At 44.4% G+C, this 24,244-nt stretch carries 21 protein-coding genes; 16 read left to right on the forward strand and 5 right to left on the reverse strand.

Annotated elements, in window-relative coordinates; translation table 11 throughout:
* The first annotated feature begins 512 nt into the window (after positions 1-512).
* On the forward strand, positions 513-3,584 hold the full coding sequence (locus tag WA407_RS08370; RefSeq protein ID WP_235309706.1) for a X2-like carbohydrate binding domain-containing protein: 3,072 nt from the start codon (positions 513-515) through the stop codon (positions 3,582-3,584).
* A 343-nt stretch (positions 3,585-3,927) separates the two neighbouring features.
* Here WA407_RS08370 and WA407_RS08375 read toward each other — a convergent pair whose 3' ends face one another.
* Positions 3,928-4,845: an AEC family transporter gene (locus WA407_RS08375; protein ID WP_235309707.1), complete on the reverse strand. Its 918-nt coding sequence runs from the start codon at positions 4,843-4,845 to the stop codon at positions 3,928-3,930.
* Positions 4,846-5,096: 251 nt separating this feature from the next.
* Here WA407_RS08375 and WA407_RS08380 point away from each other — a divergent pair, with 251 nt between their 5' ends.
* Positions 5,097-6,101: a copper amine oxidase N-terminal domain-containing protein gene (locus WA407_RS08380; RefSeq protein ID WP_336077115.1), complete on the forward strand. Its 1,005-nt coding sequence runs from the start codon at positions 5,097-5,099 to the stop codon at positions 6,099-6,101.
* A gap of 177 nt (positions 6,102-6,278) precedes the next feature.
* On the forward strand, positions 6,279-7,067 hold the full coding sequence (locus WA407_RS08385) for an SDR family oxidoreductase (RefSeq protein ID WP_235309710.1): 789 nt from the start codon (positions 6,279-6,281) through the stop codon (positions 7,065-7,067).
* Positions 7,068-7,145: 78 nt separating this feature from the next.
* On the opposite strand, the gene WA407_RS08390 is transcribed toward WA407_RS08385, so the two are convergent.
* Positions 7,146-7,871: a DsbA family oxidoreductase gene (locus WA407_RS08390; RefSeq protein WP_039273213.1), complete on the reverse strand. Its 726-nt coding sequence runs from the start codon at positions 7,869-7,871 to the stop codon at positions 7,146-7,148.
* A 212-nt stretch (positions 7,872-8,083) separates the two neighbouring features.
* On the opposite strand from WA407_RS08390, the gene WA407_RS08395 reads away from it, so the two are divergent.
* The 11 genes from WA407_RS08395 (at position 8,084) to WA407_RS08445 (ending at position 20,193) form a co-directional block, all read left to right on the forward strand.
* Positions 8,084-9,112 (forward strand): LacI family DNA-binding transcriptional regulator, encoded by a 1,029-nt coding sequence (locus WA407_RS08395; protein WP_235309711.1) that lies wholly within the window; start codon positions 8,084-8,086, stop codon positions 9,110-9,112.
* Positions 9,105-9,983, forward strand: a complete 879-nt coding sequence (rbsK, locus tag WA407_RS08400) for a ribokinase (RefSeq protein ID WP_235309712.1) — start codon at positions 9,105-9,107, stop codon at positions 9,981-9,983. The genes WA407_RS08395 and rbsK overlap by 8 nt, the downstream gene beginning before the upstream one ends.
* 1 nt (position 9,984) lies before the next feature.
* Positions 9,985-10,419: a D-ribose pyranase gene (gene rbsD, locus WA407_RS08405; RefSeq protein ID WP_336077117.1), complete on the forward strand. Its 435-nt coding sequence runs from the start codon at positions 9,985-9,987 to the stop codon at positions 10,417-10,419.
* Between the two features lie 30 nt (positions 10,420-10,449).
* Positions 10,450-11,931: a sugar ABC transporter ATP-binding protein gene (locus WA407_RS08410; protein WP_336077118.1), complete on the forward strand. Its 1,482-nt coding sequence runs from the start codon at positions 10,450-10,452 to the stop codon at positions 11,929-11,931.
* Position 11,932: 1 nt separating this feature from the next.
* Positions 11,933-12,901 (forward strand): ABC transporter permease subunit, encoded by a 969-nt coding sequence (locus WA407_RS08415; RefSeq protein ID WP_013310465.1) that lies wholly within the window; start codon positions 11,933-11,935, stop codon positions 12,899-12,901.
* 34 nt (positions 12,902-12,935) lie between these two features.
* Entirely contained in the window at positions 12,936-13,856 is a 921-nt protein-coding gene (gene rbsB, locus WA407_RS08420) for a ribose ABC transporter substrate-binding protein RbsB (protein WP_025720638.1), read from the forward strand.
* 220 nt (positions 13,857-14,076) lie between these two features.
* Positions 14,077-15,084 carry an ABC transporter substrate-binding protein gene (locus WA407_RS08425; RefSeq protein ID WP_336077119.1) on the forward strand — a complete coding sequence of 336 codons (1,008 nt, stop codon included), beginning with the start codon at positions 14,077-14,079 and terminating at the stop codon, positions 15,082-15,084.
* 37 nt (positions 15,085-15,121) lie between these two features.
* Positions 15,122-16,837 (forward strand): ABC transporter ATP-binding protein, encoded by a 1,716-nt coding sequence (locus tag WA407_RS08430; RefSeq protein ID WP_235309715.1) that lies wholly within the window; start codon positions 15,122-15,124, stop codon positions 16,835-16,837.
* Positions 16,838-16,893: 56 nt separating this feature from the next.
* A complete protein-coding gene (locus tag WA407_RS08435; protein ID WP_235309883.1) occupies positions 16,894-17,856 on the forward strand; it encodes an ABC transporter substrate-binding protein in 963 nt (320 codons plus the stop codon).
* 224 nt (positions 17,857-18,080) lie between these two features.
* A complete protein-coding gene (locus tag WA407_RS08440) occupies positions 18,081-19,145 on the forward strand; it encodes a FecCD family ABC transporter permease (protein WP_039273198.1) in 1,065 nt (354 codons plus the stop codon).
* A gap of 1 nt (position 19,146) precedes the next feature.
* Positions 19,147-20,193 (forward strand): FecCD family ABC transporter permease, encoded by a 1,047-nt coding sequence (locus WA407_RS08445; RefSeq protein WP_336077120.1) that lies wholly within the window; start codon positions 19,147-19,149, stop codon positions 20,191-20,193.
* Positions 20,194-20,309: 116 nt separating this feature from the next.
* Here the strand turns inward: WA407_RS08445 and WA407_RS08450 are convergent, their stop codons facing one another.
* The 3 genes from WA407_RS08450 to aiiA all read right to left on the reverse strand — a co-directional run bounded on the left by WA407_RS08450 (position 20,310) and on the right by aiiA (position 22,201).
* Entirely contained in the window at positions 20,310-20,477 is a 168-nt protein-coding gene (locus tag WA407_RS08450; RefSeq protein WP_007432475.1) for a hypothetical protein, read from the reverse strand.
* Between the two features lie 764 nt (positions 20,478-21,241).
* Positions 21,242-21,376, reverse strand: a complete 135-nt coding sequence (locus tag WA407_RS08455) for a hypothetical protein (RefSeq protein WP_268820037.1) — start codon at positions 21,374-21,376, stop codon at positions 21,242-21,244.
* A gap of 69 nt (positions 21,377-21,445) precedes the next feature.
* Positions 21,446-22,201 carry a quorum-quenching N-acyl homoserine lactonase AiiA gene (gene aiiA / locus WA407_RS08460; protein WP_235309717.1) on the reverse strand — a complete coding sequence of 252 codons (756 nt, stop codon included), beginning with the start codon at positions 22,199-22,201 and terminating at the stop codon, positions 21,446-21,448.
* 232 nt (positions 22,202-22,433) lie between these two features.
* Here aiiA and WA407_RS08465 point away from each other — a divergent pair, with 232 nt between their 5' ends.
* Positions 22,434-22,736: a hypothetical protein gene (locus WA407_RS08465; RefSeq protein WP_235309718.1), complete on the forward strand. Its 303-nt coding sequence runs from the start codon at positions 22,434-22,436 to the stop codon at positions 22,734-22,736.
* A 347-nt stretch (positions 22,737-23,083) separates the two neighbouring features.
* Positions 23,084-24,040: a tyrosine-type recombinase/integrase gene (locus WA407_RS08470; protein ID WP_061828272.1), complete on the forward strand. Its 957-nt coding sequence runs from the start codon at positions 23,084-23,086 to the stop codon at positions 24,038-24,040.
* The last annotated feature ends 204 nt before the right edge of the window (positions 24,041-24,244 follow it).

Genomic DNA, 24,244 nt, shown 5'->3' on the forward strand with positions numbered 1-24,244 from the left:
AAATCGATTTTTGTTTTAAAAGATGCGTCTCCCCATATAAAAATAGAAGTGTCGAAAAGTCCTCTAGACTTTCTCGACACTCTGACCGCGCATAGCGCGGTTTTTTGTTGTAAATCAAAGTATTTTGACATCCATAAAGAATGAAAATGAAGTAATTAATTCATTATATGAAAAATTCATAATAGAGTTAAATAAAAGGTGTTAAATCTTAAGGAAGTCCAAACCTCATATTATAAGCTGAGGAGCACGAGATAATATTGCATTATCTTGATTTTTCGCACAAGGAAATGAGAAAAAGATGACGAATCTATTGAGCAAGACACCGATGTAAGCGCTAACAAAACGAGTATCGCACCGTATATATTGGTTGAATGGAGGTGAGCCTGAGAAAACATTTGTCAGATTTGTGAGAAGCAACGATAACGATAGGAACGTATTCAGAATCGGCTGATTACTTTGATCTCAGAATGACTCGCATATTCAAATGATAATGAAGAAGGAGGTTGAATTCATTGACTAAGGCAAAAAACAGGTTGAGAATTGCTTGTTTGGCGCTTGTGGTAGCGGGTGCTTCCTGGACAGGAATGATAGCACCGGCTCATGCTGCTCCAAGTGACGATTACAGTTGGAAAAGTGTCGTAACAGGTGGAGGTGGTGGTTTTGTACCTGGCATTATTTTTAATGAAACGGAAAAAGACCTAATCTATGCCCGTACAGATATTGGAGGAGCTTACCGCTGGAATGCTGCCAATGAGAGCTGGGTTCCGCTGACGGATTCTGTGGGCTGGGAGGATTGGAACAAAAATGGAGTCGATGCACTGGCGACTGATCCTATTGATCCGAATCGCGTATATATAGCTACAGGCACGTATACTAATTCATGGGATAAAGAAAACGGGCAGATTATGCGTTCCACCGACAGGGGCAATACGTGGCAGACAACCAAGCTTCCTTTTAAGGTGGGGGGCAATATGCCGGGGCGTTCAATGGGTGAACGTCTGACGATTGATCCAAATAAGAATAATATTTTGTTCTTTGGAGCTCGAAGTGGTAATGGACTATGGAAAAGCTCTGACTTCGGAGCAACTTGGAGCAAGGTGAGCAGTTTCCCGAATCCAGGGACGTATGTACAGGACCCTTCCAATGAATATACCAGCGACATTGTCGGTTTGGCCTGGATTACCTTTGACAAAAAAACAGGCTCTTCCAGTAAAGCAACGCAGACGATCTATGTAGGTGTTGCAGATAAAAAGCAAAGTGTCTATCGCAGTACAGATGGCGGAACAACCTGGTCTGCTATAGCGGGACAGCCTACGGGCTATTTGCCACATCACGGTGTGTTATCAGCGGACGGCAACTTGTATATTTCTTATAGCGATGGAGCTGGTCCATATGACGGAACAAAGGGTGAACTGTGGAAATTGAATACAGCAAGCGGGCAGTGGACTAACATTAGCCCTATTGGTAGCAGCAGCGCGGACAATCATTTTGGATATGGTGGACTGACGGTGGATGCCCAGAAGCCAGGTACACTTATGGTTGCTACCTTGAATGCCTGGTGGCCGGATGAAACGATTTACCGCAGCACGGATAGTGGGGCAACCTGGAGTCCTATTTGGGAATTCGATGGTTATCCGTCTCGCAAGCTGAAATACAATCTGGATATAAGCGGTGCGCCTTGGCTGACTTTCAATGCCAACCCTGCTCCACCGGAAGCATCGCCCAAGCTGGGCTGGATGATCGGAGATCTGGAGATAGATCCGTTTAATTCAGACCATATGCTGTATGGCACCGGAGCTACGATTTATGGCTCTAAAAACCTGACCAATTGGGATAAAGGAGGAAAGCTAGATATTTCGGTAGCCGCTAAAGGGGTAGAGGAAACAGCGATTTTGGATTTGGTGAGCCCTCCAGTTGGCGCGCCTTTGGTGAGCGCAGTAGGTGATGTCTCTGGTTTCAAGCATGACGATCTGTTCAAGGCTCCAGCTAAAATGCTGGATAATCCGACCTTTACAAGCAGCGAAAGCATCGATTATGCCGAGTTGAATCCTTCTTTTATGGCCCGGGTAGGTAAAGCGGATTATAAAAAAGATCCAAATGCCAAATCCATCGGTTTTTCCAATGATGGCGGAGCCAACTGGTATAAGGCAAATAGCGAGCCTTCCGGTACAACAGGAGGAGGGAGCATCGCCGTAGCGGCAGATGGGAATGGCTTGCTGTGGAGTACATCGGACAAAGGTGTGTTCTACTCCAAAACTGGCGGCAACGCATGGACAGCAAGCACAGGGATTCCAGCGAATGCAAAGATCGTCTCTGATCGAGTGAACCCTAATAAATATTACGCATTTGCCTCCGGGAAAATATATGTGAGCACCAATGGAGGCGTATCCTTTACGCCATCAGCGGTAACTGGCTTACCGACAGCAGGCAATGCTGATATTGACGCTGTACGAGGAGCAGAAGGAGATGTATGGTTCGCCGGAGGCTCCGAGGATGGAGGGCCATATGGCTTATGGCATTCCAAGGATTCTGGCGCTACGTTCACCAAGCTCTCTAATGTGCAGGAAGCGGATTTTGTAGGCTTTGGTAAGGCAGCGCCGAACCGTACGAATGCAGCGGTATTTATCGTTGGTAAAATTGATGGTACACGTGGATTTTACCGTTCGGACGATGCTGGCGCAAACTGGGCGCGCATTAATGATGACAAGCATCAATATGCTCGAGTGACCAAAATTATTGGGGACCCTCGGGTTTACGGACGTGCTTATCTGGGAACGAATGGCCGCGGCATTCTGGTGGCAGATCGTGTGGGTGGTGATCAGCCATCTACCGGGCAAGCAAGTATTACACCAACGACTGCAACCTATGGAGTAGATAACAGCAATACCGATATTACTGTCAAGCTTACACTTAACGGTAATACGCTAGAAGCGATCAAGCAGGGAAGCGTGGTGCTGAACAAGAGTGAAGATTATACGGTTAGTGAAGAAACGGTCGTTCTTACTAACAAGTATTTATCGAAACTTCCTAAAGGAGAGACCACGCTCAACTTCCATTTTAGTACAGGCACTGATGCGTTGTTCACGATTACGGTGAAAGGAGATACGCCAAGTGAGCCGGGAACAGGCGAGGGCGTTCTGAAGGTGCAAGCCTTCAATGGGAATGTATCCGCCACAAGCAATACAATCAGTTCCAAATTTAAAATAACCAATACGGGAACCTCATCAATTTCCCTAGCAGACGTGACATTGCGTTATTATTACACCATTAACGGGGAGAAAGCACAAAATTTCTTCACAGATTGGTCGAGCGTCGGTACAGGGAATGTGATTGCTAGCTTCAAAACATTATCCAATGCGAAGCCAGGGGCAGATTCTTATGTAGAAATCGGCTTTAACTCGGCTGCGGGTTCTTTAGAGCCCGGTCAAAGTGTGGAGTTGCAAACCCGGATATCAAAAGAGGACTGGAGCAGTTACACACAAACCGATGATTATTCATTTAATCCCACAGCAAACAGTTTACAAGATTCTTCTAAAATAACCGCTTACCTGTCTGGAAGCAAGCAATGGGGAATTGAGCCCTAACCTTAATAAGGATAATCCTAAGTCAGCCACTCTAATGAGTGAGCTGGCTTTATTTTTGATGACCTTGTTGTCCTGCATTCTTTTTTTGGGGAAAATGCAACGACAAGTTGAAAACAGTAACTAATAGAGATTCAAATTAAATTATATAATTATTTCACTATATGAAAAATTCATAATAGAAAAAAACTATTTCTCGCATACAATCTCCACAAAACAAACACACCACTTTAAGTAGAAAAAGAAACACTGACGGGAACATATGTTCTTTTATCTCGAAAAAGGAAACGCTCCTGTCCTTAGACAAAAAGCGTCTCTAATCCATTTTTTATATTGATCATACACCTCAAACAAGATGCCGGGATGCTGAAATTAATAGGGTCATCGTAATGACATTCACAATCGTGGAAAGTAATACTGTTTGTGCGGCAAAATCGGGTTCGTTTTTATATTCTTCCGCCAAAATACTGGTATTAACGCCGGTAGGCATACCCGATGCAATGAGCAAGGCTTGAGCGGGAATTCCCTTAAGACCCAGCAGCAAGACGAGCATAAAACCGACCATTGGACCAACAATCAGGCGTAGTACCATACTGATGTACACGGCAGTCCGGCGCAAACGAAAGGGATATTGCACAATTTGTGCTCCCAAAGTAAGCAGAGCCACGGCAACCATCGACTGACTAATATAATTCAAAGGTTCAGCTAGTAAATTAGGCAATGGACTATGCAGCAGATTTAGGAGCAAACCTAGCGCAAGCGCATAGGGAACAGGCATTTTTAAAAAATTAATTAATATTTTTCGAGTATTGGCCTTGCCGTTTTGCACAACAAAAGTGCCGTATGTAAATGTGACAAAGCTTTGAAAGGTCATAATCAGAGCTTGAACGGAAATGGCCAAAGGGTCACCTTTGAACACCAACTGATTGATTGGCAGACCATAATTTCCTGAATTATCTAGCATTACACTATTTGTAAAAGCTCCACGCATTCCGGGACTGTATTTCAGAGATCTGGCGACGGTAGTGCTGATTACGTACAGAATAGCTATGTACAAGGCATAAAAAAGTGAAACCTCACCCATGAGCATTAAAGAAATTTCCGAGTTATAAAGACCCGTAAACACAACTGCGGGGGTGATATAGTAAAAATTGATTTTAGCTAAGGTATACAAATCCAGTCGAAAATAATATTGCATGATACAACCAAAACCGATAAGTACAAAAATAGGTAAAACAACGTCCAAAAGAATGGTGCCGAACATGTCTGTTTCATCTTCTTTCTATTATGCGAATGTAAAGGCTGATACTTAAAAATGCATGTGTAATTCTCATTATACTGTGTAAATAGGTTAGGCGTATAATAAAATTTTATAGTGGTTTTGGCAATCTGGACTGCGGCTATATTGGTGTCCCACACATTAGTTAAAGAAAAGATAAAAAATCAGCTTAGAGAAGCCGTTAATACATCTAGGGACATTTGAGCCCGGTCTTTACTATAAGGAGGAATCGCATCATGAGAAACACTTGGACAGCTTTATTAGCGTGTATACTGGTCTTGGGATTGGCAGCAGGAACCGCTGAGGCCAAGCAGGGACGCGGAAATGATCATGAGAACAAACAGGAAGCAAAGACGTCTGTTAAAGACGGGAATGAAAAGAGTGGGGAAGAGCTAATCAATCCCCATGACTCAGACAATGATCAGTCCAAAAAACAAAAGGACAAAGCATCCGGTAAAAAGGATGAAAACAGTAAAAAAGAAAAACTCGCAGAAATCAGAAAAACCGAACCTGTTGCAGTAACGGATGATACGTACGAAGAGTCCAAAGACCATAATGGTCACAAGGGACGCAACGGTTACAAGGGTCTGCTTCACGCGGTAGAAAATACGAAGGATAAGCCGGCAGGAGCGGTTATTGCGAATCTGCTGCTTACGAAATACCCGGACCGTTTGACTCCAGAGCAGGTTGCTGAACTTGAATTGATCCGGAATTCTGGTAAAGCACTGACTGAGGCAGCTGAGCTACTGGCTGAAAACGGAAATGTGACAGATGCCGTTTACATGCAGGAGGAGGCGGTACTGGCTAATGTGTCCGATCTGGACAGCTACAAAAAGCTCGGTGAATTCTCGAAGAAGGCTGGACGGCCGTCGGGTATGAAGCTGTTCGTGAATGGTGAAGAATACGATGCCAAACCGATTAACCGCAAGGGGACCACACTTGTTCCGTTTAGAACAGCTTCCGAAGCTTTGGATGCAAAGGTTTCCTGGGATCCGAAAGAAAAGGCTGTTACAGTCACCCGTAACGGCGTGTCCGTCAAATTATTTGTTAATAGTCCGAAAGCATATATTAACGGTCAGCCGTATTCTATCGAGCAGCCAGCATCCATAGTGGATGGGACGACAATGGTACCTGTAAGGGTAATCGGAGAGGCCTTGGGGACAAATGTTAAATGGGAGCCTGAAAGCCAGTCCGTTGTTGTATACGAACAGCCAACAACAACTACTACATCAACATCATAACGTGTTGTAAACAAACAAAATTTTGAAAGCAAAAAGGGCCCCTGACTAAATGTCATGCCTTTTTATTTTACCTTGCAATTAATGATTTCGTATTCATGATACTACCAAGCTATTCGCATTATGTGCTGGTCATGTGTACAATTAAATAGAGAACACTGAGAAAAGGGAGTGTTATAGATGGATTTAGGATTAACGGGAAAAACAGCCTTTGTTGCAGGTTCCAGTAAAGGACTCGGCAAAGCAAGCGCACGGGAGCTGGCACGCGAGGGTGCGAATGTCGTCATTTCAGGACGGAACGAAGCAGAGCTTCAGCGGACGCAGGCGGAATTACTGGAAACAGCGAGTGGCCGCGTTGAATATGTAGTTTGCGATGTAACAAAACCAGAACATATCTCCCAGGCCATCCGCCGTACAGCTGATTTGTTTGGCACCGTTGATATTTTGGTTAACAATGCGGGTGGGCCTCCTGCCGGTACCTTTGATGATTTTACAGATGAAGTGTGGATGCAGGCCTTTGAACAAAATTTACTTAGTCATATCCGGTTGATCCGTGAGGTGTTACCTTATATGAAAAAACAACAAAACGGTAGGATTTTAAATATTGCTTCTTCCTCAGTTAAACAGCCAATTCCGGGGTTAATCATTTCAAATACGCTACGTACTGGAGTCGCTGGATTGGCGAAAACATTGTCTCTGGAATTAGCTCCTCATAATATTCTGGTACATACTGTAGCACCAGGGAGAATTGCAACCGATCGCGTGCGTAGCTTGGACGAGCATCGAGCTGAGAAAACTCAGCAAACCACGGATCAGGTTCGTAAACAAGCAGAAGAGGGCATTCCATTGGGGCGGTATGGAGAGCCTGAAGAGTTCGGTAAAGTTGTTGCTTTTCTGGCGTCTTCAGCTTCATCCTATTTGACAGGGAGCACCATCCTTGTGGATGGCGGAATGATTAAATCGTTATAAAATAAAGATGCGTGCCAGCTCAGGTTTAATTGGGTGCTGGCACGCTTTTTTTAAATTTATTTAGGGAATAGATAATCTTCATTCACGTCCTGGAAGCTCACAACCCTCATCGGTACATATACCACCTGCATCTTGTTTGGACGAGCTGCCGCTTATCATGGTGAAAGGTGAACGTTCATCCCATGCTTTTTGAAGCGCATCATGGAATACTTCCTCCGGCTGGGCACCAGAAACAGCAAATTTTCGATCAAATACAAAGAATGGTACACCCTGAACACCTAACTCAGCGCCTTCGGATTCATCAGCTCTAACTTCGTCGGTAAAGCGGTCACTGGCTAATATAGCAGCCGCTTCCTTTTGATCCAAACCAACCTCAGTAGCCAGCGCTACCAGCACTTCATGATCCCCTGTATGCTTGCCTTCGATGAATACAGCCTGGAATAAACGCTCGCTCAGCTCCAGCATTTTGCCTTGTGTTTGAGCCCAAAGTGTTAAGCGGTGAGCATCAAGAGAGTTCGTCGGCACCATGGCATGAATATTATAATCAAGACCCGCAGAGCGTGCGTTTTCGTTCATTCGATCATTCATAGCCTGAGCCTCTTGCAGACTGACCCCATATTTAGCGGATAGTTCTTCATTGATCGTTTTACCGCTATCTCTCACAGCATCCGGGTTCAATTCGAAACTCTTGAATGTCAATTGCACCTCATTGCGATGTGGAAATTGCTGTAATACTTGCTCCAAACGGCGTTTGCCAATATAACAGAATGGGCACATATAATCAGACCATACTTCAATATTCATCAGGAAAAAGCCTCCATGTATACGTATTTTATTGAGTAACCGGGAGTAGTGCTCCCCACTTTAGAATGTGCATAAAGGTGGAACTTCATTAGTTACAACAAGAATTATAAAGCTAAAGCATTCAACGTGCAAATAATTAATGCTTGTCAAAAAATTAATGCTATGATATTTTATATGTGTAACCGGTTACACATTGGAGTTGAACCTACACTATGACAACAATTAAAGAAGTCGCCAGCTTTGCAGGTGTTTCCGTAGCGACCGTATCCAGAGTTATTAATGAAACTGGATATGTACATGAGGATACACGGCGAAAGGTAGAGGCTGCTGTGAGGCAGTTAAATTACAAGCCCAATGAAGTTGCACGTTCTTTGTATAAAAAGAAATCCAGATTAATCGGCCTGCTGCTGCCGGATATTACGAACCCTTACTTTCCCTTGTTAGCTCGTGGGGTGGAGGATCGAATGCAGGAAAATGATTTTCGGATTATTTTCGGTAATAGTGATGAAGATCGCCAAAAAGAATTGGATTACATGGATACTTTTGTTCAAAATAATGTCGTTGGTGTTATTTCTTCTACCAATGATCCCGATGCCGACTGTTACGCTAAACTGAAGATCCCGGTCGTTTTTCTCGATCGAACTTCCAGTGACAGCCTCTCCGTATTTGCGGATGGAGCCCATGGCGGTTGCTTGGCTGCTCAAGAAATGGTTGCCCGCGGCAGCAAACAAATTACAGTCATGCAGGGCCCTGCACATATTCGTCCAGCACAAGACCGTTTTCGCGGGGCGGTTGAAGAGCTTCGGCAATCCGGAATTGCTTACCATGTGGTCGAGACAACTTCCTTTTCGTTCAAGGAGGCCGAGTCGTGGGCCAAAGAGCTGTTTAGCAAGTACCCGGATACGGACGGAGTTATCGCAAGTAACGATATCGTGGCTACAGCGGTGATGCATGAGGCACATAGATTAGGAAAGAAAATCCCGGATGATGTTCAAATTATCGGGTTTGATGATATACCATTAAGCAGTTTGTTATTCCCGCCTTTGTCAACGATCCGACAACCTGCTTATGAAATGGGCTGGGAAGCAGCAGGACTACTCATTCAGTTGATTGAGCAGTCGCAAGTAACGAAGTCAAGCGTACCTAATCTTCATTCGAAAGTACTTACCTATTCAAGCATACAATTGCCCGTCAAATTTATAGAACGGGAAACGACGAGAAAGGTGGATTATGATGGCTAAAATTTCGATTATCGGAAGCAGTTCTATGGATCTCGTAGTTACTTCGTCCAAACGTCCCGGTGCTGGTGAAACGGTATTGGGTGAAAGCTTTACAACCGTACCTGGAGGTAAAGGAGCCAATCAGGCAGTAGCCGCAGCACGACTCGGAGCAGCCGTTACGATGATTGGACGTGTAGGGGATGACCATTTTGGAGAACAGATTTTACGAAATTTTGAAGAAAATCATGTTCATACTGGCTATGTGAAACCGGTTACACATATGGAAAGCGGTACAGCGCATATTGTACTAGCTGAAGGTGATAACAGTATTGTCGTGGTAAAAGCAGCAAATAATGAAGTGACACCCGCCTATGTGGAAGAAGCGCTTGACGTCATCCGAAGTTCGGATATTGTGCTAATTCAACAGGAAATACCAACAGAAACGGTTGTTTACGTAAGCGAGATTTGTGCGAAATACCAGATACCCTTGTTGCTGAATCCAGCCCCGGCTCGTGAAGTGGAAGAAAGCGTAATTGCGAATGCGACCTACATTACGCCAAACGAGCATGAAGCTGCCATTATGTTTAAGGATATGAGCCTGCAAGAAGCGTTGCGTAAATATCCCAACAAGCTGTTTGTGACTGAGGGCAGCAACGGTGTACGATTTTTCGACGGAGAACAGGAAGTCGTGGTTCCTACTTATAAAGTAGAAGCCGTTGATACAACAGGTGCAGGAGATACGTTTAACGCTGCTTTTGCAGTGGCACTGGCCGAAGGAAAATCGCTGGCCGACAGTGTGAAATTTGCTAATCGTGCTGCGTCATTGTCCGTAACCAAATTTGGAGCCCAAGGTGGAATGCCAACCCGTCGTGAAGTGGAGGAGCAATTATAATATGAAGAAACATGGAATCCTAAACAGTCATATATCCAAAATACTGGCGGATCTCGGCCACACAGACTATATTGTCGTGGCTGATGCCGGCTTACCTGTTCCTGAAGGCGTTACCAAAATTGATTTGGCCCTTAAACTGGGTGTTCCATCCTTTCAGGACGTTGTTGATGTCATTGCAGCAGATATGGTGATCGAAAAAGTAACGCTGGCCGAAGAAATCAAACAAGAAAATGAACAAGCATTACAGTATATTATGCGCACCTTTGCAGGGGAGCAATTAAAACATCCACAGATTAATACGCAAGCTGCTGTCATTGAGTTTTGCTCTCATGAACAATTCAAGGAGCTGACCCGTTATGCGAAGGCGGTCATTCGTACAGGAGAGGCTAAGCCATTTGCCAATTGTATTTTGCAGGCAGGAGTTCATTTTGGATAAATCAATATTGAATAAAAAGGAGGGTACAGCATGCAGATTCAAATGAAAGGAATTCACAAAGCCTTTGGAACCAATCAGGTACTGAGTGGTGTTGACTTTAATCTTCGTGAAGGAGAAGTACATGCCCTCATGGGTGAAAATGGTGCAGGAAAATCAACGCTGATGAATATTTTAATCGGACTGCATCGGCGAGATGAGGGAACGATCATCATTGACGGCCAGGAAACCTATTTTGCTGACCCCAAAGAAGCGGAGCAAAAAGGAATTGCTTTTATTCACCAGGAACTGAATGTGTGGCCGGAGATGACCGTGCTGGAAAATCTGTTTATCGGCAAGGAAATGACATCCAAGTGGGGCTTACTAGACAGCTCTAAAATGAAAGCGTTAGCAAATGAGCAATTCAGCAAGCTTTCGGTAAACCTTCCATTGAACGGTGAAGCAGGCGAGTGTTCAGTGGGTCAACAGCAGATGATTGAAATAGCCAAAGCACTCATGACGGATGCTAAAGTTATCGTGATGGATGAGCCGACAGCCGCCTTAACCGAACGGGAAATTCAGAAGCTGTTCGAGGTTATTACTTCTTTGAAAAAAGATGGTGTTTCGATCGTGTATATTTCACATCGGATGGAGGAGATATTCGCGATCTGTGATCGGATTACCATCATGCGTGACGGGAAAACGGTGGATACTCAGGCGATTCCCGATACGAATTTTGATGAAGTTGTACGGAAAATGGTAGGTAGAGAGCTGACTGAACGCTATCCGGTAAGAACGCCCGCTTTGGGAGAAGTGGTGCTGGAGGTCAAAAATGCCACGCATAAAGGCTTGTTTGAAAATGTGAATTTTACTGTGCGGTCTGGTGAAATTGTAGGTTTTTCAGGCTTGATGGGCTCGGGACGAACCGAGATCATGAGGGCGTTATTTGGACTGGATGCTTTGGATCGTGGTGAGATCCATGTACGTGGAAAAAAGGTGACTATTCGCAAGCCGGATGACGCGGTGAAACTAGGGATTGGCTTCATTACAGAAGACCGAAAAGATGAGGGCTTGGTTCTGGATTTTTCCATTCGGGAAAATATGGTGCTGCCAAATCTCTTTAGCTTTACCTCAAAAGGATTTATTTCAGGTAAAAAAGAGTTGGATTTTGTTAACACTTTAATTAAGCGCTTACAAATTAAAACCCAATCGGGTGAAACAACGGTTCGCAGTTTGTCAGGTGGTAATCAGCAAAAGGTGGTTATTGCCAAATGGGTAGGTATTGGTCCAAATGTACTCATTCTTGACGAACCGACGAGAGGTGTGGATGTGGGAGCCAAGCGGGAAATCTACCAGTTGATGAACGAGCTGACCGAACGTGGAGTCGCGATTATCATGGTATCCTCGGAACTCCCTGAGGTACTCGGCATGAGCGATCGTATTGTCGTGGTGCACGAGGGAAAGATCAGCGGAGAGCTGAGCAGGGAAGAAGCCACACAAGAAAATATTATGACGCTAGCTACAGGAGGACAGTAATATGACAACTATGAATGAATCAAAAAGCAGCAAAGGCTTTCAAATGTCACAAATCACACAGAAGCTTGGCCCGTTGTTGGGACTCATTATTTTGGTGATTATCGTATCGGTCTTAAATCCCAGCTTTTTGGAACCGCTTAATATTTTGAATTTATTGCGCCAGGTATCCATTAATGCGTTGATTGCGTTCGGTATGACCTTCGTTATTCTCACAGGCGGAATAGATTTGTCAGTCGGCTCCATATTAGCACTATCCAGTGCGTTTGTCGCAAATATGATGCTGGCCGGGTTCGATCCTATTTTGGCGATTATCATCGGCTGTGCATTGGGTGGCGTGATGGGGATGGTCAACGGCTTGATGATTACGAAGGGTAAAATGGCTCCGTTCATCGCTACACTAGCAACCATGACCATTTTCAGAGGATTGACACTCGTTTATACCAATGGTAACCCTATTACAGGACTCGGGGACAGTCTGGTATTTCAATTGTTCGGTCGTGGCTATCAGTTCGGTATTCCGGTTCCAGCGATTACGATGCTCATTACCTTTGCTGTCCTATGGATCATTTTGCATAAAACACCATTTGGACGTAAAACGTATGCCATTGGTGGTAACGAGAAGGCTTCGATTGTATCTGGTATTAAAGTACCGCGTGTAAAAATTTGGATTTACTCTCTGGCTGGAATGCTCTCTGCATTGGCGGGAGCTATCTTGACTTCGCGTTTGAACTCGGCGCAACCGACAGCAGGTACTTCTTATGAATTGGACGCTATTGCGGCTGTCGTATTAGGTGGAACAAGTCTCTCGGGAGGACGCGGACGAATCGTAGGTACGTTAATTGGTGTGCTTATCATCGGTACACTAAACAATGGCTTGAACTTGCTGGGGGTTAACTCTTTTTATCAAATGGTAGTAAAAGGGATAGTCATCGCTATTGCTGTATTGATTGACCGTAAAAAATCCGCATAATACACCTAATCTGCGTAGAAGGAGACACAAAAATATGAAAAAGCTTACATTAATCATGACTGCATTGCTGCTCCTGCTCATGACAGGGTGTTCCTTGGAACCGCCCGAATGGGCAAAACCTAAAGCGGCCGCGAACCTGAAGGACATCAAAATCGGCTTGTCGATCTCAACACTGAATAATCCATTCTTCGTATCTCTCAAAGACGGAGTTGTGGCAGAGGCCAAAAAACAAGGAATGCAGGTCATTGTTGTGGATGCACAAAATGATTCGGCGAAACAAAGTAATGACGTGGATGATCTGATTCAACAGGGAGTAAACGCGTTACTCATTAATCCGACAGATTCGTCGGCCATCTCCACTGTGGTACAATCAGCGAATGCATTGAACATCCCGGTTATTACACTGGATCGTTCTGCTGACAAAGGCGATGTAAAAGCACTCGTCGCTTCAGACAACGTAGAGGGAGGACGAATGGCTGCCAGATATGTGATTGATCAAGTTGGAAAAGGTGCCAAGGTGATTGAGCTGGAAGGTGTTCCAGGAGCATCCGCTACCCGTGAACGCGGAAAAGGATTTCATGAAGTAGCAGATAAGGATCTGAAAGTCATAGCCAAACAATCGGCCGATTTTGATCGGACCAAAGGTTTGAACGTGATGGAAAATCTGCTGCAAGGCAACCCGGACGTTCAGGCAGTATTTGCCCACAATGATGAAATGGCGTTGGGTGCGATCGAAGCAATCCAAAGCTCAGGTAAAAACATTCCAGTCATCGGTTTTGACGGTAATGAGGATGCGCTTAAATCAATTAAGGAAGGGAAACTGACAGCCACCGTAGCTCAGCAACCCGAGCTTATTGGTCAATTGGCGGTGCAGGCAGCCAAGGATGTACTTCAAGGTAAAACCGTGAAAACATCAATTCCCGCTAAGCTGGAGTTAGTGGATCAATCGAAATAAAAAGGGCGCTTGACCCAACATATTAAGCTATTCGGACTGATGCTGTAATGCGCATCAGTTCTTTTTTTTGGCTATTCTACGATGACGATACATACACATAAATGGAAGTTTTTTATTTTTGTATTGTAAGAAGAGACGGTAAAAGATAGAATAACAATTATATGATAATGAGAATCACTATCATATAATGAATTGTATATATCTAAGGAGGACGTATATTGTGCAACAAAGGTACAGATTAAAATGGGAATCCACGCTTTGTCTTGTGGTTCTTTTGATGGGTGTATTGAGTGCATGTGGAAACGCAGCTAGCAACAACCAGACAAACGACAAGACCAGCATTAATGATCCTTCCGGGCAATCCAAAACGGTTGTCATGCGCGAATATACTGATGCCACTGGCAATAAGATCAGTATCCCTGCAAATCCACAGCGAGTTGTCACGACACAATATTTGGATGCTATGCTGGCCTTGGGAGTTAAGCCTGCAGGTGCTGCTTCCCATTTGTTGGAAGGCGACTATTTAAAAGGTAAGATTGACGGAGTTGCGGATATTGGGAACCCGACAAATGTAGAAAAGGTGCTGGAGTTACAACCGGACCTGATCATCACAACAGAATATACCACGCCCGAAGTGAAGGAGCAGCTAGAGAAAATTGCTCCAACCGTAGTCGTTTCGTTTGGAGAAGGCGATGTATTTGAGCAACTGCGGAATGTCGCAGCCGTGCTGGGTAAGGACAAGGAAGCCGAGCAGTGGATCGCTAGTTTCAACAAAAAGGCTGAGGAAGGTCGAAAGAAGCTGGTTGGAAAATTCAAAAAAGATGAAACGGTTACGATTTATATGGCCTACGATAAGAATGTGTTAAGGGTATACGGAGCGCGGAATGTAGGACATGTTATTTACCGTTCACTGGAATTGAATCCTCCTGAGTACATACGCCAGAAGCTGGCGAAGGACCCGAGATTTAATTATGTTTATGATGTTATTTCAATGGAAAAGTTACCTGAACTGTCAGGAGACCGAATTATTATGCTGGTTTATGATGAAGCGAGCAAGGACGGCATGCTTAAGCAAATTGAGCAAAGTGCATTGTGGAGAAATCTCCCGGCTGTCAAAAACCACAAAGTGTATTTCATCAAAGCCGATCCGTGGTTTACCTACTCACCGCTAGCCGTTGACCAATCACTCGATGAGGCTGTTAAAATGTTTTCCGTTGATCCGAAGTGATCAGTTCAATTGAAATAAGAAAGGAGAAGTCATAACCATGCTTAGACGATTTTTTGAATACTATCGTCCTTACCGGACTTTGTTCATCATTGATTTCTCTTGTGCCTTGCTGGCTGCACTGCTGGAGTTGGCTTTTCCGCTTGCAGTCAACCGGGTGGTCGATGATTTGCTGCCCAGCGGGAACTGGAAATGGATTTTATATGCCTGTCTAGCTCTACTCGGGATTTATGTCGTCAGTGCTGCGCTGAACTACGTGGTTACCTATTGGGGACACAAGCTGGGCATTAACATCGAATCGGACATGCGTAAAAAGCTGTTTGATCGGGTACAAAAGCAATCTTTTCGTTTTTTTGACAATAACAAAACAGGGCATCTCGTGTCACGTATGACCAACGATCTGATGGATATTGGGGAAATTGCCCACCACGGACCCGAAGATTTGTTCATCGCGTTGATGACACTAGGGGGAGCCTTTGGTATCATGCTCGGTATTAACTGGAAGCTGGCTGTACTGACTTTCATCATTGTACCCCTCATGATTTACTTGTCTCTTTATTTCAGCCGTAAAATGTCTGCTGCTTTCCATCGTATGTTTTCTGATATTGCGGATTATAACGCTCGTATTGAAAATAATGTAAGCGGGATTCGTGTTGTTCAAGCGTTCTCCAACGAAGCACATGAAATGGAACGGTTTGCTGAAAATAATGGGCGTTTCCGTAAAACGAAGCTGATCGCGTACCGGATTATGGCCTGGAATTCCTCGATTAGTTTTATACTAATGAAGCTGGTTTCATTGTTTGTGCTAGTATGTGGAACATGGTTTGTTATTGAAGGACAGATGACCTACGGGGAATTTATCGCATTTGTGATGCTGTCTAATGTATTCCTGGGGCCGATTAAACAAATTAATTCTGTCATCGAAACGTATCCGAAAGGGATTGCTGGCTTCCGACGGTACCTGGATTTGCTGGAAAGTGAATCGGATGTAGAAGATCTGCCTGGGGCCAAGGCGGTTAGCCATCTTAATGGAGATATTCAATTTGCAGGTGTAACGTTTGGTTACGAAAACAAAGATAAGGTATTACGCAAAGTGGACCTATCTATCCATGCGGGTGAAACCGTAGCACTTGTGGGTCCTTCAGGAGCAGGTAAAACGACACTTTGCAGTTTGTTGCCTCGCTTCTACGATGTCGAGGAAGGTAGCATTACTATTGATGGAATGGATATCCGTGAAATGAAGCTGGAATCGCTGCGATCCATGATTGGTATCGTACAGCAGGATGTATTCCTCTTTGATGGAACGATTCGTGAAAATATTGCTTACGGTAAGCTGGATGCTTCGGAAGAAGAAATCTGGGATGCTGCTCGTCGAGCTCAGATTGAAGACCTTGTTCGCTCATATCCGGATGGTCTGGATACAATGATCGGTGAGCGAGGTGTGAAGCTCTCTGGTGGTCAAAAGCAACGTTTGTCTATTGCACGGATGTTCCTTAAAAATCCGCCAATTCTCATTTTAGATGAAGCAACATCAGCATTGGATACAGAGACAGAAGCCGCGATTCAGCAAGCGCTGACAGAGCTATCCCAAGGCCGTACGACACTCGTTATCGCGCATCGTCTGGCAACGATCAAAAATGCTGACCGCATTATCGTAGTTGCAGACCAAGGGATTGCCGAGCAAGGCAGACATGAAGAGTTATTGGCAGTAAAAGGGGCATATAGCCGCCTGCACCAAGCTCAATATGGAACGTAAATAGGCCAATATGACACCGTAAATAGAGAGAGGAATGAACAGGTTTGACAAAGAAAATGTGGATTGTAATGATGCTTCTGTCAGTCATTTTAGCTCTTACCGCCTGTGGTGGAAATGTAAAGCAACCGGATGAAAAGCAGAATCAAACATCTAGCGAACAAAAGTCAGAGGAAATGAAAACAGTCAAAACGATTCATGGAGATATTAAGATTCCGGTTCACCCTCAGCGGATTGTAGTAGATATGTACCAGAATGATTTATTAGCACTAGGAATTAAACCTGTAGGAAGTGTTAAATATTATCTGGATAATCCGTTTTCGAAGGAGCTTGTGCAGGGCATTGCAAGCATTGGAGACCGCGGCAGCGTATCCATTGAAAAAGTATTGGCTCTGGAGCCTGACTTGATTCTGATTGGTTCCAAAGATGCTCATGAATATGAAAAATATAGTAAAATTGCTCCGACCATCGTCATTCCTTATGGAACGTACAAGAATGTTCATGAGGAACTGACAGCTTTTGGTGAGCTGCTTGGAAAAGAACAGGAAGCCAAAACATGGCTTGCCCAATACGATCAGCGGATGCAGGCTGCACGTGACAAGCTAAAGGGAATTGTTCAGCCTGAAGATACTTTCACCGTAATGGAAGCTTCGGAAAAAGAATACTATGTATATGGCGATAATTTTGGCAGAGGAGGACAGGCGGTATACAAAGGACTGAATTTGACACCTCCGCCGCTTGTCCAAAAAGAATTATTTGGTGAGACTCAATGGAAATCGGTGTCAAAAGAAGTCATTAATCAATATGCTGGCTCTTATATCTTTCTGACGGTTAACAAGGATTTGAGCGGTTACGAAGGAGACAGCATATGGAAATCACTGAATGCAGTCCGGCAAGGTAAGGTTTTTGAGCTCCAGGAGGATCGATATTGGTACTTCGATCCCATTGCCATTGTAGGGCAAGCTGAAGAAATCGCAGATTTGATCGTCCAGCGGAATAAAGAGAACGCCACACAGAAGTAGTCGCTTCGGTGGTGTTGGCAGCCCTTTGGTATTTATGCCGAAGGGCTTTATTTGTTCACAATAGGGCAGAGTATTAGGCATTCCTCGAAATTTGCTATTGATGCCGTTGCCACATTAATTTACAATAGTAAAGATTGCATGATAATAATTCTCATTATCAACATCATCTTCAACACAGTTCGTGATAGCTACATACTATTCAACAGTAAGGGTGAACAATAGTTATGAAATTATCAGAATCATCGGATAGCCCCGCTCAAAGTAATCATAACCAGTCGCCGACTCAATTCCACTCGCGACCTTGGGCGGCTTCGCTTATCCTGACAGTTGGGCTTGGACTTTTAGCGTTCGGTATCGCGCTATCCCTATCTTTTGGTGCAGCCTCAATTAGGCTGGAAGAGGTATGGAACGCCGTTTTTCATTTTAAACCCGAGTTGCAAAACCATCAGATTATTTGGGAAATCCGTTTACCTCGGATTCTGGGTGGAGTTCTAATCGGAGTTTGCTTTGCTGTTGCAGGTGCAATTATGCAAGGAATGACCCGGAATCCGCTTGCTGACTCGGGCTTGCTTGGACTGAACTCGGGAGCCAGCTTGGCGATGGCAATTTGCTTTGCCCTTTTTCCTGGCTCTTCCTTTTTACAGTTAATGTTGTATTCCTTTGTTGGTGCAGCTCTGGCTGTTGTGATGGTATATGGTACAAGCTCCATATCCAAATCAGGTCTTACGCCAGTTCGTCTTGTATTGGCGGGTGCAGCTGTCACAGCATTGCTGTCTGCCTTAGGAGATGCGATCAGTTTGTACTTTGATGTTGGACAGGATTTGGCCTTTTGGTATGCCGGAGGGCTTAGTGGAACCAAGTGGGTTCAGCTCGGTATAGTTTTGCCTTGGGTTGTGGCAGCTTTTATCGGTGCACTCATGTTGTCGCGCTCCATTACGCTGCTCAGTTTGGGAGACGAAATTGCGTTGAGCCTTGGTCAGCGAACTGGGGTGGTAAAGGTAGTCGGAATGATTCTTGTTCTGATTCTGGCGGGTGCAGCGGTGTCGTTGGTGGGTTCTATAGGTTTCGTGGGATTGATTATTCCCCATATAACTCGTAAGCTGGTTGGCGTCGATTATCGCTGGATTATTCCATGCTCGGCCATTATGGGAGCTTTACTCATTGTGTTTGCCGATCTGGCAGCCCGTATGATTAACGCACCTGAGGAAACACCGGTGGGCGTACTTATTGCCTTAATTGGGGTTCCGTTCTTCCTTTATCTGGCACGTAAAGAAAGGAGGGCACTGTAAGATGAATAACGTTACGAATGGGGCTATTGCCAAAGCTAGTCATCGTAAAAAAATCCATGATTGGATGGTTGTATTCATTCTGCTCGTATTGCTCATTGCTGCGTTTACCATAAGTGCGAATACGGGAACCATCCGGCTTTCGCCAATGGAGCTATTTAGAACCTTGTTTGGACAAGGGACTCCACAGCAGGAATTAATCCTATTTGAATTCCGATTGCCACGAATGGTTATTTCCCTTCTTATCGGTGCAGGTCTCGCTGTTTCTGGCTGCATCATGCAGGGGGTTTCGCGTAACGGTCTAGCGGACCCTGGTATTCTAGGCATTAATGCAGGCGCCGGGTTGATGGTCATGCTGTTTGTATTGCTTTTTCCATCTATGCAAACTACGAATTCATTGTTTTTACTTCCCGCTCTTGCACTGATTGGATCAGGAGCAGCTGCTATTCTCATCTACGCGCTTTCTTACAAGAAAGGTGAAGGAATTTCTCCGACAAGACTACTGCTGAGCGGAATTGGCGTAGCGGCGGGTATCAGTGCTGCGATGATCATTATGACTCTTAAGCTGACACCCGAAAGTTACACGTTTGTAGCTAATTGGTTAGCAGGAAGCATCTGGGGCTCAAACTGGAAATTCGTGATGGCTCTGTTGCCTTGGCTGATTGTATTGCTTCCTTTCGCATACTACAAAGCAAATGTGATGAATGTGCTTAATCTGGGGGATCAGACGGCATCGGGGTTGGGTACACCTATCGAAAAGGAACGTATTCTCCTTCTCGCTGCTGCGGTTGGATTGGCCAGTTCTAGTGTTTCGGTTAGTGGCGGTATCGGCTTTGTCGGTTTGGTGGCTCCACATTTGGCGAGAAAGCTGGTGGGGCCGAAGCATAAAATGCTGCTGGTAACCTGTGCTTTAGTCGGAGCACTCCTGGTACTTGTAGCGGATACGATCACACGATCCTTACCTTTACAGAAAGAAATCCCGACAGGTTTAATTGTAGCCATCATTGGTGCGCCATACTTCTTATACCTGTTGAGTCGCTCCAAAGGGTAACGTCACGAAAGAGTACCACCTGTCAATTAAAGGCTACGCAAACAAATAACCTTCAACACCACTAAGGAAGTGGGGCTGAAGGTTATTTGTTTCATTTAATTTAGCAGCCTTTCATCTCAACGGGAAGTATTCAAGGCATGAGAGGTTTGATGCAGCTCTCTGATCATTTTATGCAACGTGTAATTTTCCTGACGTGTCACGCCGTGTTGATTTTCCTGAACCAGCAACTGATGGATGTTTCGTTTTAGAATTTCACTTCGACGTTCCAGCATTTCGGTACTCATAAATAAATGAACACTCCCTTTGTCATGAATAAACCTACATTTTTGAAATGAGCATAGGCTGAATTTAAGTTTGCCTTTCGACTTCTTTAAGTATATCGTGCTGGATGATCAAGGGAAAACGGAGCGAGACAGCAAATTGCTTTTTCTCATCATCCATGCCGTGTCGACAGCGACTCACCCCATGAGTTCTTAGATATACTTCCTGATGCTAGCGATAACAGGGGATTAGGCGTAATTAACTTCATGTATATAATTGTTTTTTTGATATAAACGGATTAAGTGTATTAATCCATTTGGAATATTTGTCAGTAAGGAGCGTATTGGATATTGCTCAGGCTGTTCTGAACAAGCAGGGGCTTAATAGCGAGTTAATACAAAGGATCAATTGTGTATTTGCAGAAAATCAATTTGTGCGCTTAAAAGTTAGCTAGGTTTCTGAAGATCAGCATTTACATACTGAATTTATAGATGAACCCGAACAGTTAAAGCGAATGTATATGGAATCACTTATCAGTTTGCTGAAAGCTATGGGGGGGAGCAACTAGAACTGCAAAGTTGTATTCAATGCAATCATTGGTTTATTCCATATTAGCGAGCTCAGTTAACCAAATTTTGCAGTTCTAAATGTCGGAGTCATTACAACTACTTAATGAAAAGAAAAGATTAAGAGGCTATAACATTTTTGAAGTGGGGAGATACAATAATGATTATTTAAAAATCGAATGAAGAAATTGAGATCATGGGGGGAACTGGCTGAATTACGACTATTCTGCCAGTCCGCACCACTTGCCTTTGAGGCCGAACTTTTCAAGTCGTGTGTTGTACGCCGTAGACGTATACTGGAAGCCGTGATCCGAATGAAGCACGGCTTCGGATACGTCTATTTTGTGTGCATTCATAATACCAATTTCTTCATACCCCAGACCGATAAGATCCGGAATGGTGGAGAAATAGCTGCTTTATCATCATTATTTGTATTGTGGATATACCGGCTGAACGACTACCTGCTCAGGATCATGACCGAAGAACAACAGATTCGGCTTAACCTCCTGCACAATCTGCTGAATGCGGGCGATTGACTGACGTGCCTGTTCACGGTCAAAGCCGTCAAACGGCACGTCGTTTGCGTAATTCTCCTGCGTGTAGGCAACATCAATCGTCAGCATGACCGGACCCGATTCCTTTGTTGTGACCAACGCGGACTGATGACCCGGCGAATGCCCCGGAGTATAGAACAGTTGCAAACCTGGAACCAGCTCATGATCCCCTTGAAGCAGTCGGTAATTCAAGTCCGCCTGCACGCATTCCGGTGGCGCATACTCCAGATTACCGATCGCAGCGTCTGCTTCGGTCTGCTGCACATAAATCGGTGTATTTGGAAAATGCGGATTGCCTCCGGCATGATCCATATGCATATGAGAGATTACGATGGCATGGATATCGTCCGGTTGATAGCCGATCCGATCCAGTACAGCCACGATACTATCATCGGCTGACATATGGGGAATGAAGCGCCCTTCAAACGGTGTACTTTTAAAATAATTTGGATTGTCGATAAACGAATCCGGCATACCGGTATCAATGAGAATCGGACCGTGATCTGTCTCCAGCAGATACGACCAGATTTGCAGGCGCACCAGTTCACCGGGCTGTGCATGATGGTTGAGTGAGGAACGATCAATATCAAGCTGACCGATCGGTAACCAGTACAATCTGTTAATCATACAATCATCCTCCAATCGTAGTTTACATAATAATTATTATGTAGTTATTAATCGGGGTTTCGGCTGACGGAAAGTGATGTTTGTATTTTCGTTTGTAAGATCCGGGTGCTGGAGCCTCGTGCTGTCGTTGTAATCTCACTCTTTCGAAAATTAATTTTTAATAGTTTAAATGAAAAGCATGTAGGCGTCCAGTAGAAATTTGCCGTCAGGCAGGCCAGTCCATACTTTTCCTGTGAACAAGACTGTTTCTACACACTGCTCGAAATTTGCCCAGAAGCTGGATCACACGGTCATCATCTCGAAAATCGGTGAAATTCTTGGTGATCCACTGCTGCTAGTGGGTGAAAATTACAATCAGCTAGCAGGCTATCATATGGAGATGGTGCACGCACCGGAAGGTGATCCGGATAGCGAGTTGGAAGCTGCGCATGATATTCATGTTTTGGCCACTATGGCGATTTTGACTGCTACCGATCGAGAGCAGCGCCCCCAACTTGGAGAAATGGTGCCGCATGCAAGACTATTGGCTATTTAGTTTTGTTTTGGATATGAATGAATTACATTAGGAGAACTTTTCTTGAGCGTGTTTTAATTTGTCTACATTGTGGGATCGACCCCCTCTGATCCTATGCCACGCCGTTAAGTGCTTTGAAATGTCTGCTTGAAGGCGATACTAGGCTGGACAAGAGGAAAAACGCTCTATTTGCCCTTGAAAAGCGCTAAAAAAACAGCGTATAATATAAATTATACGCTGTTTATGTTTAAAACGACTTTTAGAATCCCTCCTGCATAAGATGTCGATTGGATTGTCGATAAAAATCAGACGAAAATGATCGTTTTACAGTATATTTCGGAATATGAACTGAATTGGAGGCGAGCGAGATGAAAAAAGAGATGCGACATGTGGAACTCGATACAACTGAAGAAATTGATGAAATATATACTGAGGAGCTGGAAGCTTTTTTGATCTGGATGAAGGATGCAGGATATACGATACATACGCAAAAAAATTATATGGGGGATGTGAAGCAGTTTTTACGGACGTTGCGTGAAAAACCACTCGATCAGGTGAAGAAGATTCATGTTATGTCGTATTTGTCTAAAGCGCGGGAGGGAGGCGCCGGAGATAGTACGCGGAACCGGAAGCATGCAGCGGTGAACAGTTTCTTTAAAGCGCTACAGGAATTTGAGTTATGCAGCACAAATCCGGCAGCGGGAATTAAAAAAGCAAAGACTGAAAAGAATCGTATGCCCGTCTATCTGGATGAAAAGGATATTCATCCGTTTTTGCTCGCGGTGGAGGGGAAATATGCAAATCGCAATATGGCTATTTTTCTGCTGATGGTCTACATGGGATTGCGGGTGGGGGAGGTTCATTCATTGAATGTCTCGGATTATAGCCGAGAAAGACGTACCTTAGATGTGTTCGGTAAAGGACGTAAGTGGCGTACTCTCCCGGTACCGGAAGCCGTGTGTGATTTTGTAGAGCATGCGTTGGAGGAAAGATTGACGCCGTGGAGAGGTAAAGAGGATGCGATGTTCGTATCCCAAAAAGGCCGTCGTCTGGCAGTGCGCACCATTCAACAGATCGCTACAGAAACGTTCGAACGATTCCAGCAAGATAAGAGTATGGAACGCCGGGAGGCTTATTCCAGCCATAAGCTGAGACATACATTTGCGACAATGCTATTACGTAAGGGAGCAGATCTGCGTACCGTGCAGGAGCTACTGGGGCATTCATCCATTCAGACAACCACAGTATATACACATGTCACTGATCGGGAAAAGGAAAAAGCAATGGATAAGCTGGATATTCAGATACCAATATCAGGATTGTGAGTATATGTTGGAAAATTGAGATTAAACAAAAAAGAGTTTACATAATAATTATTATGTAAAATCTTGATAAGGAGTCATATCCCGACTCGCAAATAAAATCAACGACTTTGTCTCATCAATATAGTGAACGTTGTAAACTTGTGAGAGAACCCCACATTAGAACTTGACCTGGAACGCGTTTCATAAGCTAGGTTAAATGTATAA

Origin of the sequence: Paenibacillus sp. 203 (genome assembly GCF_037027525.1) — a bacterium.
GTDB classification, from domain to species: Bacteria; Bacillota; Bacilli; order Paenibacillales; family Paenibacillaceae; genus Paenibacillus; species Paenibacillus polymyxa_B.

What these genes read in the sequence shown, in the direction of transcription:
- WA407_RS08375 (WP_235309707.1), bottom strand. Translation starts at nt 4,845, where the DNA reads ATGTTCGGCACCATTCTTTTGGACGTTGTTTTACCTATTTTTGTACTT.
- WA407_RS08380 (WP_336077115.1), top strand. Translation starts at nt 5,097, where the DNA reads ATGAGAAACACTTGGACAGCTTTATTAGCGTGTATACTGGTCTTGGGA.
- WA407_RS08385 (WP_235309710.1), top strand. Translation starts at nt 6,279, where the DNA reads ATGGATTTAGGATTAACGGGAAAAACAGCCTTTGTTGCAGGTTCCAGT.
- WA407_RS08390 (WP_039273213.1), bottom strand. Translation starts at nt 7,871, where the DNA reads ATGAATATTGAAGTATGGTCTGATTATATGTGCCCATTCTGTTATATT.
- WA407_RS08395 (WP_235309711.1), top strand. Translation starts at nt 8,084, where the DNA reads ATGACAACAATTAAAGAAGTCGCCAGCTTTGCAGGTGTTTCCGTAGCG.
- rbsK (WP_235309712.1), top strand. Translation starts at nt 9,105, where the DNA reads ATGGCTAAAATTTCGATTATCGGAAGCAGTTCTATGGATCTCGTAGTT.
- rbsD (WP_336077117.1), top strand. Translation starts at nt 9,985, where the DNA reads ATGAAGAAACATGGAATCCTAAACAGTCATATATCCAAAATACTGGCG.
- WA407_RS08410 (WP_336077118.1), top strand. Translation starts at nt 10,450, where the DNA reads ATGCAGATTCAAATGAAAGGAATTCACAAAGCCTTTGGAACCAATCAG.
- WA407_RS08415 (WP_013310465.1), top strand. Translation starts at nt 11,933, where the DNA reads ATGACAACTATGAATGAATCAAAAAGCAGCAAAGGCTTTCAAATGTCA.
- rbsB (WP_025720638.1), top strand. Translation starts at nt 12,936, where the DNA reads ATGAAAAAGCTTACATTAATCATGACTGCATTGCTGCTCCTGCTCATG.
- WA407_RS08430 (WP_235309715.1), top strand. Translation starts at nt 15,122, where the DNA reads ATGCTTAGACGATTTTTTGAATACTATCGTCCTTACCGGACTTTGTTC.
- WA407_RS08435 (WP_235309883.1), top strand. Translation starts at nt 16,894, where the DNA reads ATGTGGATTGTAATGATGCTTCTGTCAGTCATTTTAGCTCTTACCGCC.
- WA407_RS08440 (WP_039273198.1), top strand. Translation starts at nt 18,081, where the DNA reads ATGAAATTATCAGAATCATCGGATAGCCCCGCTCAAAGTAATCATAAC.
- WA407_RS08445 (WP_336077120.1), top strand. Translation starts at nt 19,147, where the DNA reads ATGAATAACGTTACGAATGGGGCTATTGCCAAAGCTAGTCATCGTAAA.
- WA407_RS08450 (WP_007432475.1), bottom strand. Translation starts at nt 20,477, where the DNA reads ATGAGTACCGAAATGCTGGAACGTCGAAGTGAAATTCTAAAACGAAAC.
- WA407_RS08455 (WP_268820037.1), bottom strand. Translation starts at nt 21,376, where the DNA reads ATGAATGCACACAAAATAGACGTATCCGAAGCCGTGCTTCATTCGGAT.
- aiiA (WP_235309717.1), bottom strand. Translation starts at nt 22,201, where the DNA reads ATGATTAACAGATTGTACTGGTTACCGATCGGTCAGCTTGATATTGAT.
- WA407_RS08470 (WP_061828272.1), top strand. Translation starts at nt 23,084, where the DNA reads ATGAAAAAAGAGATGCGACATGTGGAACTCGATACAACTGAAGAAATT.